Raw genomic sequence first — 15,272 nt, 5'->3', positions numbered from 1 at the left:
ATGTCCATCGCGCAAAAGCCCGATTCGGGCCCGGTGATTCACGACTGGCGCCCCGAGGACCCCGCGTTCTGGGGGGCCAGCGGCAAAAAGACCGCTACCCGCAACCTGTGGATCTCGATTCCCGCGCTGCTGCTGGCCTTCGCCGTGTGGATGGTGTGGAGCACGGTGATCGTGCGCCTCAACGCCATCGGCTTCAGCTTCACCACCGACCAGCTGTTCTGGCTGGCGGCGTTGCCCGGCCTGTCCGGCGCGACCTTGCGGGTGTTCTATTCGTTCATGGTGCCGATCTTCGGCGGGCGTCGCTGGACTGCCCTGAGCACCGCGTCGCTGTTGCTGCCGGCGCTGTGGATGGGCTTCGCGGTGCAAGACCCCAACACCCCTTACAGCGTGTTCGTACTGATCGCCTTGTTGTGCGGCTTTGGCGGCGGCAACTTCGCCTCCAGCATGTCCAACATCAGCTTCTTCTACCCCAAGGCGCAGCAAGGCACGGCCCTGGGCCTGAACGCCGGCCTCGGTAACCTGGGCGTGTCGGTGATGCAGTTCTGCGTGCCGCTGGTGATCACCTTCGGGGTGTTCGGCATGGTCGGCGGGCAAGCGCAAACCCTGCCCGACGGTAGCCAGCTGTGGCTGCAGAACGCCGGGTTCATCTGGGTGCCGTTCATCCTCACCGTCACCGTGGCGGCCTGGTTCGGCATGAATGACCTGTCCAGCGCCCGCGCTTCGTTCAGCGAGCAGGCGGTGATCTTCAAACGCAAGCACAACTGGCTGATGTGCTGGTTGTACCTGGCGACCTTCGGTTCGTTCATCGGCTTTTCGGCGGCGTTCCCGCTGCTGATCAAAACCTCGTTTCCGGACGTGGTGGCGTTGAAGTTCGCCTTCCTCGGCCCGCTGGTCGGCGCCCTGGTGCGCCCACTGGGCGGCTGGCTGGCGGACAAACTGGGCGGCGCGCGAGTGACCCTGTGGAACTTCGTGCTGATGATCGTGATGGTATTCGGCGTGCTGCACTTCCTGCCGCAGAACGGCCAGGGCGGCAACTTCTACGGCTTCCTCGGCCTGTTCATGTTGCTGTTCATCACCACAGGCGTGGGCAACGGCTCCACCTTCCGCATGATCCCGGTGATCTTCCGCACCCAGCACGAGAAAGCCAGCGCCGGTAAATCCGCCGCCGAGCGCGAGCAGGCCATCAAGAATGCCGGCAAGGAATCCGCCGCCGTACTGGGGTTCAGTTCGGCCATGGGCGCCTTCGGTGCGTTCTTCATTCCCAAGTCCTTCGGCACCTCCATGGCCGCCACCGGTAGCCCGGCGATGGCCTTCTACATGTTTGTCGGTTTCTACCTGAGCTGCATTGTCGTGACCTGGTGGTGGTATGCCCGCAAAGGTTGCGCCACCCCCTGCTAGTCCGACCTGAATTCGCGGGGCAACGCACCCCGCAGCACGCCTGATGAGGAAAGCACCATGAGTCATTTGTTGGATCAACTGCGGTTCTTCAACCGCAAACAAAACGAATTTTCCGACGGCCACGGCGAGACCCGTAAAGAGTCCCGCGACTGGGAAAACGTCTACCGTTCGCGCTGGCAGTACGACAAGATCGTGCGTTCCACCCACGGCGTGAACTGCACCGGCTCCTGCTCGTGGAAGATCTACGTGAAGAACGGCCTGATCACCTGGGAAACCCAGCAGACCGACTACCCGCGCACCCGCAACGACCTGCCCAACCACGAACCCCGTGGCTGCCCGCGCGGTGCGAGCTACAGCTGGTACATCTACAGCGCCAACCGGCTCAAGTACCCGAAGATCCGCAAGCCGCTGCTCAAGCTGTGGCGTGAAGCGCGCCAGACCCTGGCGCCGGTGGAAGCCTGGGCGAGCATTGTCGAGGACAAGGCCAAGGCCGACTCCTATAAAAGCAAGCGCGGCATGGGCGGTTTCATTCGCTCGAACTGGGAGGAGGTGAATGAAATCATCGCCGCCTCCAACGTCTACACCATCAAACAATACGGCCCGGACCGCATCGTCGGCTTCTCGCCGATCCCGGCCATGTCGATGGTCAGCTACGCGGCGGGTTCGCGTTACCTGTCGCTGATCGGCGGCGTGTGCCTGAGCTTCTACGACTGGTACTGCGACCTGCCACCGGCCTCGCCGATGGTGTGGGGCGAGCAGACCGACGTGCCGGAATCGGCCGACTGGTACAACTCCAACTACATCATCGCCTGGGGTTCCAACGTCCCGCAGACCCGTACCCCGGACGCGCACTTCTTCACCGAGGTGCGCTACAAGGGCACCAAGACCGTGGCGATCACCCCCGACTATTCGGAAGTGGCCAAGCTCACTGACCTGTGGCTCAACCCCAAGCAGGGCACCGACGCCGCGTTGGCCCAGGCTTTCAACCATGTGATCTTCAAAGAATTTCACCTGGACAAGCCGAGCGCCTACTTCACCGACTACGCCAAGCGCTTCACCGACTTGCCGGTGCTGGTGATGCTCAAGCCGATGACCGGTTTCGCTCCCGGCGCAGGCTTCCAGCCGGACCGCTTCCTGCGCGCCTCGGACCTCACCGGCAACCTCGGCCAGGACAACAACCCGGAATGGAAAACCATCGCCCTCGACGAGAGCGGTGAACTGGTCTCGCCGCAAGGCTCCATCGGCTATCGCTGGGGCGAGAAGGGCAAGTGGAACATCCTCGCCAAAGAGGGCGGTGAAGGCCGCGCGATCGACCTGAAACTCAGCCTGATCGGTGACGACGTCGCCGAAGTGGCGTTCCCGTACTTCGCCGGCGAAGTCCAGGAGCATTTCCAGCACGTCGCTGGCGAGGCGGTGCAGTACCGCCGCGTGCCGGTCCACAACGTGACCCTGGCCGACGGCAGCGTGGCCAAGGTGGCGACCGTGTTCGACCTGTCGGCGGCCAACCTGGCCATCGACCGTGGCCTGGGCGGCCACAACGTGGCCAAGGACTACGACGACGCCAGCGTGCCGGGCACCCCGGCGTGGCAGGAAGCGATCACCGGCGTCAGCCGCGAGAAAGCCATCCAGATCGCCCGTGAGTTCGCCGACAACGCCGACAAGACCAAGGGTCGCTCAATGATCATCGTCGGCGCGGCGATGAATCACTGGTACCACATGGACATGAACTACCGCGGGCTGATCAACATGCTCATGCTCTGCGGTTGCGTCGGCCAGACCGGCGGCGGCTGGGCCCACTACGTCGGCCAGGAAAAACTGCGCCCGCAGTGCGGCTGGCTGCCCCTGGCCTTCGGCCTGGACTGGAACCGCCCACCGCGCCAGATGAACGGCACCAGCTTCTTCTACGGCCACAGCTCGCAATGGCGCCACGAGAAAATGAGCATGCACGATGTGCTCTCGCCTCTGGCCGACAAGTCGCAGTTCCCCGAGCACGCCCTGGACTACAACATCCGCGCCGAACGCGCCGGCTGGTTGCCCAGCGCGCCGCAGCTCAACACCAACCCGCTGCACATCTGCCGTGAGGCCGCCGCAGCCGGCATGACGCCGAAAGACTACGTGGTCAAATCCTGGCAGGACGGCAGCCTGCGTTTTGCCTGCGAACAGCCGGACAGCCCGGTGAACTTCCCGCGCAACATGTTCATCTGGCGCTCCAACCTGCTCGGTTCGTCGGGCAAGGGCCATGAGTACATGCTCAAGTACCTGTTGGGCACCAAGAACGGCGTGATGAACGAAGACATCGGCCACAGCACCGAATGCAAGCCCACCGAGGCCGAATGGGTCGAGGACGGCGCCATCGGCAAGCTCGATCTGGTGACCACGCTGGACTTCCGCATGTCCTCCACCTGCGTGTATTCCGACATCGTCTTGCCGACCGCTACCTGGTACGAAAAAGACGACATGAACACCTCGGACATGCACCCATTCATCCACCCGTTGTCGGCGGCTATCGACCCGGCGTGGGAATCGCGTTCCGACTGGGAAATCTACAAAGGCATCGCCAAGGCGTTCTCGGCCATGTCGGTCGGTCACCTGGGTGTGGAACAAGACCTGGTCACCGTACCGCTGATGCACGACAGCGTCGGCGAACTGGCCCAACCGTTTGGCGGCACCGACTGGAAAAGCGCACGCGTGGCCCCGGTACCCGGCAAGAACGCGCCGAACATCGCAGTGGTGGAACGCGACTACCCGAACATCTACAAACAGTTCTCGTCGCTGGGCCCGATGCTGGAAAAACTCGGCAACGGCGGCAAGGGCATCAACTGGAACACTGATGAAGAAGTCGAGTTCCTCGGCGAACTGAACCATCACGAAAACGATGCCGGGATCAGCCATGGCCGGCCAAAAATCGACACGGCTATCGACGCGGCCGAGGTGATCCTGTCCCTGGCCCCGGAAACCAACGGCAAGGTCGCCTTGAAAGCCTGGGCCGCGCTGTCGGAATTCACCGGCATCGACCACAGCCACCTGGCGATTTCCAAGGCCCATGAAGCGATCCGCTTCCGCGATATCCAGGCGCAGCCGCGCAAGATCATCTCCAGCCCGACCTGGTCCGGCCTGGAAGACGAACACGTGAGCTACAACGCCGGCTACACCAACGTCCATGAAAACATCCCATGGCGCACCATCACCGGCCGCCAGCAGTTCTACCAGGATCACCCGTGGATGCAGGCGTTCGGCGAGCAGTTGATGAGCTACCGGCCACCGGTCAACACCAAGACCATCGAAGGCGTGAAGGGCAAGCGCAGCAATGGCGAAACCGAGATCGTGCTGAACTGGATCACTCCGCACCAGAAGTGGGGCATCCACAGCACCTACAGCGACAACTTGCTGATGCTCACCTTGAGCCGCGGCGGGCCGATTGTGTGGCTCTCGGAGATCGACGCCAAGCGCGCCGGGATCGAGGACAACGACTGGATCGAGTGCTTCAACGTCAACGGCGCACTGACCGCCCGTGCGGTGGTCAGCCAGCGCGTCAAGGAAGGCATGGTGATGATGTACCACGCTCAGGAACGCATCGTGAACGTGCCGGGTTCGGAAACCACCAAGACCCGCGGCGGCCACCACAACTCGGTGACCCGCGTGGTGCTCAAACCGACCCACATGATCGGCGGCTATGCCCAGCAGGCCTACGGTTTCAACTACTACGGCACGGTCGGTTGCAACCGCGACGAGTTTGTCGTGGTGCGCAAAATGGCCAAGGTCGACTGGCTCGATGGTTCCACCGGCGATGACTTGCCGCGCCCATTGCCGACTGATATCGAGGAGAACTGAGATGAAGATTCGCTCACAGATCGGCATGGTCCTGAACCTGGACAAATGCATCGGCTGCCACACCTGTTCCATCACCTGCAAAAACGTCTGGACCAGCCGTGAAGGCATGGAATACGCCTGGTTCAACAACGTCGAGTCCAAGCCCGGCATCGGTTACCCGAAAGAATGGGAAAACCAGGACAAGTGGAAGGGCGGCTGGGTGCGCAACGCCAACGGCTCGATCAACCCGCGCATCGGCGGCAAGTTCCGCGTGTTGGCGAACATTTTCGCCAACCCTGACCTGCCGAGCCTGGACGACTACTACGAGCCGTTCGACTTCGACTACCAGCACCTGCACACCGCGCCTTTGGGCGAGCACCAACCGACCGCGCGTCCGCGCTCGCTGGTGTCCGGCAAGCGCATGCAGAAAATCGAGTGGGGCCCGAACTGGGAAGAAATCCTCGGCACCGAGTTCGCCAAGCGCCGCAAGGACAAGAACTTCGACCAGATCCAGGCCGACATTTATGGCGAGTACGAAAACACCTTCATGATGTACCTGCCGCGCCTGTGCGAGCACTGCCTCAACCCGGCGTGCGCGGCCTCGTGCCCGAGCGGTGCGATCTACAAGCGTGAAGAAGACGGCATCGTGCTGATCGACCAGGAAAAGTGCCGCGGCTGGCGCATGTGCATCAGCGGCTGCCCGTACAAGAAGATCTACTTCAACTGGAAGAGCGGTAAATCCGAGAAGTGCATCTTCTGCTACCCGCGCATCGAAGCCGGCATGCCCACCGTGTGTGCCGAAACCTGCGTCGGCCGGATTCGCTACCTCGGTGTGCTGCTCTACGACGCCGACCGCATCAGCGAAGTGGCGAGCACCGCCAACGAGCAAGACCTGTACGAGAAACAGCTGGAAATCTTCCTCGACCCGAATGACCCGGCGGTGATTCGCCAGGCCCTGGCCGATGGCGTGCCGCAGTCGGTGATCGACTCGGCCCAGCGCTCGCCGGTCTACAAAATGGCCGTCGATTGGAAACTCGCACTGCCGCTGCACCCGGAATACCGCACCTTGCCGATGGTTTGGTACGTACCGCCACTGTCGCCGATCCAGAACGCTGCCGCCGCCGGCACCGTGGGCATGAACGGGGTGATCCCGGATGTCGACAGCCTGCGCATTCCGCTGCGTTACCTGGCCAACCTGCTCACCGCCGGCGATGAAAAACCGGTCAAGCGTGCGCTCAAACGCCTGTTGGCGATGCGTGCCTACAAACGCTCCCAGCAAGTCGACGGCGTGCAGGACCTGCAAGTGCTCGAAGACGTCGGCCTGAGCGTGGAACAGGTGGAAGAGATGTACCGCTACCTGGCGATCGCCAACTACGAAGACCGCTTTGTGGTGCCGAGCGCGCACCGTGAAGACGCCATGAGCGACGCGTTCGCCGAACGCTCCGGCTGTGGTTTCAGCTTCGGCAGCGGTTGCAGCGGCAGCTCCGACACCAACATGTTCGGTGCCAAGAAGGCCAACCGTCGCGACGTGTTGAAAACCGTACAGATCTGGGAGGACTGAGCATGCGTATTCTCAAAGTGATTTCGTTGCTGCTGGACTACCCCACCGAAACCCTGGTGAGCGGCCGCGACGAACTGGAACAGGCGATCATCGAGTCGCGGGAGATCAGCCCCAAGCAGCGCGGCGCGTTGTTCGAGTTGCTCGAGCTGATCTGCGCCAATGACCTGATGGACGGCCAGGAACACTACGGCGCGCTGTTCGGCCGTGGGCGCTCGCTGTCGTTGCTGTTGTTCGAACACGTCCACGGCGAGTCCCGCGACCGTGGCCAGGCCATGGTCGACATGATGGCCCAGTACGAAGAGGCCGGGTTTGCCATCGGCGTCAAGGAGCTGCCGGACTATATCCCGCTGTACCTGGAGTTCCTCTCGACCCGCGAAGACATCGAGGCCCGCGAGGGCCTGGCGGATGTGGCGCACCTGCTGGCGCTGCTCGCCGCACGTCTGGACGAGCGCGAGAGCGCCTACGCCAGTTGCTTCCGTGCGTTGCTGCAGATCTCGGGTGCCGAGCCGCACCAGGCCGTGGCCGAACTGCGCGCGCAGGTCGCCGCCGAGCCGCGTGACGACTCCCTCGAAGCCCTGGACAAGATCTGGGAAGAGGAAGCGGTGGACTTTATGCAGGCCGAACAACAAGACCGTTGCAGCTCGATGCCCAGCGCACCGGGCAAAGCCCGCGAAGAAAGCGCGGTGCCGTTGCACTGGGTGGATTTTCAGCAAGAAGGGCAGGCCACAGTGCCGGCCACGGAGGTGAGTAATGTCTAAGTGGAATTTGCTGGTATTCGGGGTGTACCCCTATGTCGCCCTGGCGATCTGCCTGTTGGGCAGTTGGGCGCGGTTCGACCTGTCGCAGTACACCTGGAAGGCTGGCTCCAGCCAGATGCTCAACAACCGTGGCATGCGCGTGGCGAGCAACTTCTTCCACATTGGCGTGCTGTTCGTGCTGGCCGGGCACTTTGTCGGCCTGCTGACCCCGGCGTCGGTCTATCACCATGTGATCAGCACTGAGCACAAGCAGTTGCTGGCGATGGTCTCCGGTGGCGTCTTCGGCCTGCTGTGCCTGGTGGGCTTGCTGATGCTGGTCAAGCGCCGCCTGGGCGACCCGCGTGTACGGGCCACGTCGAGCCCGTCGGACATCCTGATCCTGCTGGTGCTGCTCGCGCAGTTGGTGCTCGGTTTGCTGACCATCGTCGCGTCCACCGGGCATATGGACGGTTCGGTCATGGTGATGCTCGCCGACTGGGCGCAGAACGTGGTGCTGTTGCGACCAGTGGACGCGGCGGCGTCGATCGAGCCGGTCAGCCTGATCTACAAGGCGCATGTGGCGCTGGGTTTGACCCTGTTCGTGCTGTTCCCGTTTACCCGCTTGGTGCATATGGTCAGCGCGCCGATCTGGTACCTGGGGCGTCGTTATCAAATCGTGCGGCAGAAGTATTGAGGAGAGCGTCATGACAACTGGATGCGGATGTGGTGGCGGTAATGGCGGCAGCGGCGGTTGCGGCTCGTCGGTCAAAGAACCGGTGGTGGCCGAGGTTGCGGCCCCGGCTCTGTTCGAGGAACTCAAGGCGCCTGAGTTGATCGCCAGCAGTGAACAGGAATGGCCGATCATCAGCGTCAACGGCGTGCCCGTCACGCCGGAGGCCATGGCCCTGGAGTTGCAATATCACCCGGCCGAAAGCCGCGAGGAGGCGGTGTATCTGGCCGCCCGTGCGCTGGTGATCCGCGAGCTGTTGCAGCAGCGGATCGCCGAGCTGGGCCTGGCGGTGGAGATCGCCGCCGGCGAGAACGAAGAAGAAGCCGCCACGCGCTTGCTGCTCGAGCGTGAGGTCAAGGTGCCTGAGTGCGACGAGGCCACCTGTGTGCGCTACTTCGAGAACAACCGCGGGCGCTTTCACAGCGCGCCGTTGCTGGCGGTGCGGCACATTCTGCTCGAGTGCGCGCCGGACGACGCCGAGGCGCGCCATCTGGCGCACGGCCAGGCGGAAGTGCTGCTGCAGAACCTGAACGAGCAGCCCGGCCAATTCGCCGAGCTGGCCCTGCAGTATTCGGCGTGCCCGTCCAAGGCCCAGGGCGGTTCGCTGGGCCAGGTGAGCAAGGGCCAGACCGTGCCCGAGCTGGAGCGTCAGTTGTTCACCCTCGCGCCGGGCCTGGCCGGCAAGCCGCTGGAGAGTCGTTATGGCTGGCATGTGATCTATGTCGATCAGCGTATCGAAGGCCAACCGCTGCCGTATGAAGCGGTGGCGGTGGCGATCCGCACCCAGTTGCAGCAAGGCGTGTGGCAAAAGGCATTGGTGCAGTACCTGCAAACCCTGATCGGCGCGGCGGACATTCGTGGCATCGCGCTGCAGGGCGCCGACTCGCCGCTGGTGCAGTGACATGAGCCTGGTGGATGGGGTGGGCCGTTCGATCGATTACCTGCGCTTGTCGGTGACCGACCGTTGTGATTTCCGCTGTGTGTACTGCATGGCGAAAAACATGACGTTCCTGCCGCGCCAGCAGGTGCTGACCCTGGAAGAGCTGGAACGCCTGGCCGCGCTGTTCGTCGGCCAGGGCGTGCGCAAGATCCGCCTGACCGGCGGCGAGCCGTTGATCCGCCCGGGCATTGTCGGGTTGTGCCGCAATATCGCGGCACTGCCGGGCTTGCGCGAACTGGTGATGACCAGCAACGGCTCGCAGTTGGCGCGCCTCGCGCAGCCGCTGGTGGACGCCGGGGTCAAGCGCATGAACATCAGCCTCGACAGCCTGGATGCGCAGCGCTTTCGCGCGATCACCCGCAACGGTGATCTGCGCCAGGTGCTGGACGGTATCGAGGCGGCGCGAGAGGCCGGGTTCGAGCGGGTCAAGCTCAATTGCGTGGTGATGAAAGGGCGCAACTTCGATGAAGTGCCGGCGCTGGTGCAGTACGCGATCGACCAAGGTATCGACATCAGCTTTATCGAGGAAATGCCCCTGGGCGACGTGGGCCGCTCCCGCGGCGAGACGTTCTGTGCCAGTGATGAAGTACGCAGCGTGATCGCCCGTCACCATGCCTTGCTCGACAGCACCGAAAACAGCGGCGGCCCGGCGCGCTATGTGCGCCTGGCGCGGCATCCGGGCACGCGTATCGGCTTTATCTCGCCCAACTCCCACAACTTCTGCGGCAGTTGCAACCGTGTGCGGATGACCGTCGAAGGGCAGTTGCTGCTGTGCCTGGGGCAGGACAACGCGGTGGACTTCCGCGCTTTGCTGCGGCGTTACCCGTTGGACGACGCGCCGTTGATCGAGGCGTTGCACAAGGGATTGCGGGGTAAGCCGCTGCGCCATGATTTCACCGGGGCAGGGGAGGTGCAGGTGGTGCGCTTCATGAATATGAGCGGCGGTTGAAGGTGGCAGGGGACTTGCTGTGGCAGGGAACTTACTGTGGGAGGAGGCTTACTGTGGGAGGGGGCTTGCCCCCGATAGCAGTGTGTCAGCCAATACATGCACGACTGATCCACCGCTATCGGGAACAAGTGCGAATCGTCGCACCGCACCGCCCCTCCCACATTTTGATCTTCGTTCAGACTTGACCTTGATCAATGGCAGCCCAAACGCTTGACCGTAATATCACTGCATATTGTGTTTCAAAGATCTATTAAATCTATATGTAGTGTCTGGAGCCTTCCAATGCAAAGCATGCTCAGCCCGCTGGTCAGTAACCGCCTGCACAAACGCGACGGTAGCCTCGTTGCCTTCGACGCCGAAAAAATCCGTCAGGCGCTGATCGCCGCCGGCAATGCCACCGGCGAGTATCGGGAGGCCGAGGTCGACCTGTTGCTCGGTGCGGTACTGGCGCGGCTGCGCGGCATCGAACGGCTGGATGTGGAGCAGATCCAGGACAGCGTCGAGCGGGTGTTGATGGATGCCGGTTACTTCCTGTCGATGCGCGCGTATATCGTCTACCGCGAACAGCACGGTCGCTTGCGCCGCGACCGCAAGACCCTGGTGGAAGTCGCCACCTCGATGAACGAATACCTCGACCGTGAAGACTGGCGCGTGCAGGCCAATGCCAACCAGGGGTATTCCCTCGGCGGGCTGGTGCTGAACGTATCGGGCAAGGTCACCGCCAATTACTGGCTGGACGAGGTCTACAGCCAGCAGATCGGCCGCGCACACCGTGAGGCGGATCTGCATATCCACGACCTCGACATGCTCGCCGGCTACTGCGCCGGTTGGTCGCTGCGTTCGTTGCTGCACGAAGGCCTCAATGGCGTGCCGGGTCGCGTCGAAGCGGGGCCGCCCAAGCATTTGAGCAGTGCCCTGGGGCAGATGGTCAACTTCCTCGGCACCCTGCAAAACGAATGGGCCGGCGCCCAGGCGTTCAGCTCGTTCGACACCTACCTTGCGCCTTATGTGCGCAAAGACCAGTTGAGCTACCCCGAGGTGCGCCAGGCGGTGCAGGAGTTCATCTACAACCTCAACGTGCCGTCGCGCTGGGGCACCCAGACGCCATTCACCAACCTGACCTTCGATTGGGTCTGCCCGGAAGACTTGCGCGAGCAGGTGCCGGTGATCGGCGGTGAGGAAATGCCATTTGCCTATGGCGACCTGCAAACGGAAATGGAGCTGATCAACCGCGCCTACATCGAAGTGATGCAGGCCGGGGATGCCAAGGGGCGGGTGTTCACCTTCCCGATTCCGACCTACAACATCACCCATGATTTCCCCTGGGACAGCGAGAACGCCGACCGCCTGTTCGAGATGACCGCGCGCTATGGCCTGCCGTATTTCCAGAACTTCCTCAATTCGGACATGCAACCCAACCAGGTGCGCTCCATGTGCTGTCGCCTGCAACTGGACGTGCGCGAGCTGCTCAAGCGCGGCGGCGGGCTGTTCGGTTCGGCGGAGCAGACCGGCTCCCTGGGCGTGGTGACAATCAACTGCGCGCGCCTCGGTTACCTGTTCAAGGGCGATACCGGCGGCTTGCTGCAACGCCTGGACAGCCTGATGGAAATGGCCATGGAAAGCCTGGAGGTCAAGCGCAAGGTGATCCAGCACCACATGGACGCCGGGTTGTACCCCTACACCAAGCGTTACCTGGGGACGTTGCGCAACCACTTCTCCACCATCGGCCTCAACGGCATGCACGAGATGCTGCGCAATTTCACGGATGACACGCAGGGCACGCACACCGAAGAAGGCCGCGCGTTCGCCCTGCGCCTGCTCGATCATGTGCGCGCCACCTTGCTGCGCTTCCAGGAAGAAACCGGTCACCTCTACAACCTCGAAGCCACACCGGCGGAAGGCACCACCTACCGCTTCGCCAAGGAAGACCGCAAGCGCTACCCGGACATCCTGCAAGCCGGCAGCCTGGATGCGCCGTACTACACCAACTCGTCGCAACTGCCGGTGGGCTTCACCGAAGACCCCTTCGAAGCCCTCGAGCTGCAAGACGAACTGCAATGCAAATACACCGGCGGCACCGTGCTGCACCTGTATATGGCCGAACAGATTTCCTCGGCGCAGGCCTGCAAGCAATTGGTGCGCAAAGCGCTGGGGCGTTTCCGCCTGCCGTACCTGACCGTGACCCCGACCTTCTCGATCTGTCCGGTACACGGCTACCTCGCCGGCGAACACGAGTTCTGCCCCAAGTGCGATGAGATCCTCGCGCTTGCCGCCCAGTCTTGAACCTGTTTTTCAACCCGCAAGGAGATTCACCATGCAAACATCCCAGCCACAACGTCAGCGCTGCGAAGTCTGGACCCGGGTGATGGGTTACCACCGGCCGGTGTCCGCGTTCAACCCCGGCAAACAGTCCGAACACAAGGAGCGTGTTCACTTTACCGAAGCGGCTTGCGCGGCCGGGCGCCAATGAGTCGAATGCTACGGGTTGGGGGCATGGTGCCCCTGACCACCCTCGACTACCCCGGCATGCTCGCTTGTGTGCTGTTCTGCCAGGGTTGCGCCTGGCGCTGTCGTTACTGTCATAACCCGGACCTGATTGCACCGCGCGGTAGCGCGGAGATCGATTGGCGCCGGGTTTTGCTGTTTTTGCAGCGCCGCCAGGACCTGTTGGACGCGGTGGTGTTCAGCGGCGGTGAGCCGACCTTGCAGGAAGGTTTGCCAGCGGCGATGGACGAGGTACGCGCCATGGGCTTTCGCGTGGGCCTGCACAGTGCGGGGATCAAACCGGCAGGCTTTGCCAATGCGCTGCGCCATGCCGACTGGGTGGGCTTCGATGTGAAGGCCCTGGTCGAGGACTATCAACTGGTCACCCAGGTCAAAGGCAGCGGCACCGCTAATTGGCGCAGTTTGGAGACCTTGCTGGCCAGTGGCGTGGACTACGAGTGTCGCACCACGGTGCATTGGCATCTGATCGATACGTCGCGCCTGTTGCGCCTGGCCCAGCGTTTGCAAGCCAGTGGTGTCAAGCGCTTCGCCGTGCAGATGGTCCGCACGGCAAGTATGCTCGATGAGCAACTGCCGATTGCCCCGGCACAGATGGCATTGCCGGAGTTGTGGGGCCACATGCGCGAGTTGTTTCCGGCTTTTGTATTACGAGGGTGACCGATCGCCCTCCCAGGATTTTTAAAGATGCTGCCCGTTTTGGGCAGGTATTCATCAAGGAATGTTTAGAATGACGCAGTTAACCACGGCACAACGCATTGTCATCGGCTTCGCGATTGCGCCGCTGGCTCTGGTCGGTTTGGTGTTTTACGCCTTGCACGACCTGGCAACCCTCAAGCAACAGTCCGAACAGATCGTGCAGCAGGACTGGCCGAAAATCGCACCGATCATGGTGATCGCCACCGGCGTGCGCGATAACGGGCGCAACACCCGCGACCTGCTGATCGACCAGGATAACCAGCAGGCCCAAGAGGCCATTGGCACCACCCGGCAGCGCATTACCCAGGCGTTCGCCACCCTGGAGCCACTGTTCGATACCGCCGAAGGCAAGGCGGCCTATGCCGCGTTGAAAACCCATCGGGAAACCTACGTCGCGGCCTTTACCCAGGTGCAGGCGCTGATCAAGCAGGGCGCCCGCGAGCAGGGCCTGGCCCAGCTCAAACAGCAGGTGGTGCCGGCCGAGCTTGAGGTGTTCAAGAGCCTCGATGCGTTGATGGCCATGCAAGGCCGACTGTTCGTCGAGCGCGAGCAGGCTGCGCAAATTCTCTACGACGATGCGCGCCGCACGATGATCGGATTATTCCTGCTATGCGTGAGCCTGGTCGTGGCGGCCGCCGTGATCGTCACGCGCAGCGTCACCCGGCCTTTGGGCGGCGAGCCGGACGAGGTGGCGCGGGTGCTCAGCCATATCGCCCAGGGCGACCTGACCATCGAGGTGCCGCTGGGCAACAGTGCCGACGGCAGCGTGATGCGCAACCTGCACCAGATGCAGCAGAACCTCAACCAGATGGTCCGGCAGATCGCCGCCTCGGTGGATGGCGTGGCCAGTTCATCCGAAGAGTTGAGCGCAGTCAGCAGCCAGACCAGCAGCAGCCTGCAGTTGCAGGGCCAGGAAATCGAACAGGCCGCCACCGCGGTGAACGAAATGACCGCCGCCGTCGATGAAGTCGCGCGCAACGCGGTGAGCACCAGCGAAGCCTCGCGCCTGTCGGAACAGACCGCCCAGCTTGGGCGGGCGCAGGTGCAGGAAACCGTGGCCTCGATCAACACCCTGGCCACCGGTGTGGTGGAAACCTCCGAACGCATCCAGCAACTCGCCGGCCGCGTGCAAGACATCAGCGGCGTGCTGGACGTGATCCGCAGCATCGCCGACCAGACCAACCTGCTGGCCCTCAACGCCGCGATCGAAGCGGCCCGGGCCGGCGATGCCGGGCGCGGTTTTGCGGTGGTCGCCGATGAAGTGCGCGCCCTGGCCCATCGTACCCAGACCTCGACCCAGGAGATCGAGCAGATGATCGGCAACATCCGCCAGGACACTGAACACGCCGTGGCCGCCATGCACAGCAGCAGCGAACGGGTGCAGGCGACCTTGGGCGTGGCGCAACGCTCGGGGGAGGCGCTGGATGAAATCACCCGCTCGATTTCGCAGATCAATGAGCGCAACTTGATGATTGCCAGCGCCACCGAAGAACAGGCACTGGTGGCGCGGGAAGTGGATCGCAACCTGGTGGGGATTCGGAACCTGTCGCAACAGGTATTGCAAGGGGCCTTGCATACCGAAACGGCGGGGCATGATCTGGCAGGGATGGCGGGGGAACTGCATCAGACGGTGGCGCGGTTTAAGGTTTAGGTGGTGTGGCGATGCGTTTCTTCGGTAATGGCCAACCCGAAAAGTAACCAACGCGCGGCGGCCTTATAGCCGACCTGATCCTGAAAGCCCAACGCGGTCAAAAAAGTGTGGGAAGGGGCTTGCCCCTCCCACATTTTGATCTCCATGGATCAGATAGGGCTCGTTCTGCTCTTGCTCTTGGGCGCGGCCTTATATCCGACCTGATCCTGCAAGCCGAACTCGGTCAGAAATGTGGGAGGGGGCTTGCCCCCGATAGCAGTGTGTCAGTCACTACATGCATGACTGATCCACCGCC

General features: G+C 62.8%; 12 protein-coding genes. 11 read left to right on the top strand and 1 reads right to left on the bottom strand.

What is annotated here, in order from left to right:
• From AC07W0_RS24395 to AC07W0_RS24345, 11 genes are all read left to right on the top strand, one after another.
• A complete protein-coding gene (locus tag AC07W0_RS24395) occupies positions 1-1,398 on the top strand; it encodes a NarK family nitrate/nitrite MFS transporter (protein ID WP_046489190.1) in 1,398 nt (465 codons plus the stop codon).
• 57 nt (positions 1,399-1,455) lie between these two features.
• The gene (locus AC07W0_RS24390; protein WP_017849324.1) at positions 1,456-5,229 is read left to right on the top strand and encodes a nitrate reductase subunit alpha; all 3,774 of its coding nucleotides are present in this window, start codon (positions 1,456-1,458) and stop codon (positions 5,227-5,229) included.
• Position 5,230: 1 nt separating this feature from the next.
• Positions 5,231-6,769, top strand: coding sequence for a nitrate reductase subunit beta (narH, locus tag AC07W0_RS24385; protein WP_017849323.1), 1,539 nt, complete (start codon positions 5,231-5,233; stop codon positions 6,767-6,769).
• Positions 6,770-6,771: 2 nt separating this feature from the next.
• On the top strand, positions 6,772-7,527 hold the full coding sequence (gene narJ / locus AC07W0_RS24380) for a nitrate reductase molybdenum cofactor assembly chaperone (protein WP_102618648.1): 756 nt from the start codon (positions 6,772-6,774) through the stop codon (positions 7,525-7,527).
• Complete coding sequence (gene narI, locus AC07W0_RS24375; protein ID WP_017849321.1) at positions 7,520-8,200, top strand: respiratory nitrate reductase subunit gamma; 681 nt, start codon at positions 7,520-7,522, stop codon at positions 8,198-8,200. The genes narJ and narI overlap by 8 nt, the downstream gene beginning before the upstream one ends.
• A 10-nt stretch (positions 8,201-8,210) precedes the next feature.
• The gene (locus tag AC07W0_RS24370) at positions 8,211-9,137 is read left to right on the top strand and encodes a peptidylprolyl isomerase (protein ID WP_046383086.1); all 927 of its coding nucleotides are present in this window, start codon (positions 8,211-8,213) and stop codon (positions 9,135-9,137) included.
• 1 nt (position 9,138) lies between these two features.
• Positions 9,139-10,125, top strand: coding sequence for a GTP 3',8-cyclase MoaA (gene moaA / locus AC07W0_RS24365; RefSeq protein ID WP_017849319.1), 987 nt, complete (start codon positions 9,139-9,141; stop codon positions 10,123-10,125).
• A gap of 282 nt (positions 10,126-10,407) precedes the next feature.
• Positions 10,408-12,408 carry a ribonucleoside triphosphate reductase gene (locus tag AC07W0_RS24360; RefSeq protein WP_046489186.1) on the top strand — a complete coding sequence of 667 codons (2,001 nt, stop codon included), beginning with the start codon at positions 10,408-10,410 and terminating at the stop codon, positions 12,406-12,408.
• A gap of 31 nt (positions 12,409-12,439) precedes the next feature.
• Positions 12,440-12,595 (top strand): anaerobic ribonucleoside-triphosphate reductase, encoded by a 156-nt coding sequence (nrdD, locus tag AC07W0_RS24355; protein ID WP_017849317.1) that lies wholly within the window; start codon positions 12,440-12,442, stop codon positions 12,593-12,595.
• Positions 12,592-13,287 carry an anaerobic ribonucleoside-triphosphate reductase activating protein gene (locus AC07W0_RS24350; protein WP_173677841.1) on the top strand — a complete coding sequence of 232 codons (696 nt, stop codon included), beginning with the start codon at positions 12,592-12,594 and terminating at the stop codon, positions 13,285-13,287. Before nrdD ends, AC07W0_RS24350 begins: the two co-directional genes overlap by 4 nt.
• 70 nt (positions 13,288-13,357) lie before the next feature.
• Entirely contained in the window at positions 13,358-14,977 is a 1,620-nt protein-coding gene (locus AC07W0_RS24345) for a methyl-accepting chemotaxis protein (protein ID WP_046383089.1), read from the top strand.
• On the opposite strand, the gene AC07W0_RS24340 is transcribed toward AC07W0_RS24345, so the two are convergent.
• On the bottom strand, positions 14,974-15,123 hold the full coding sequence (locus tag AC07W0_RS24340; protein ID WP_017849314.1) for a hypothetical protein: 150 nt from the start codon (positions 15,121-15,123) through the stop codon (positions 14,974-14,976). The two genes, AC07W0_RS24345 and AC07W0_RS24340, sit on opposite strands and share 4 nt — an antisense overlap.
• Between the last annotated feature and the right edge of the window lie 149 nt (positions 15,124-15,272).

The sequence above is a fragment of the Pseudomonas sp. GW704-F2 genome (assembly GCF_059423025.1).
This window is presented reverse-complemented; position numbering and strand designations above follow the sequence as displayed.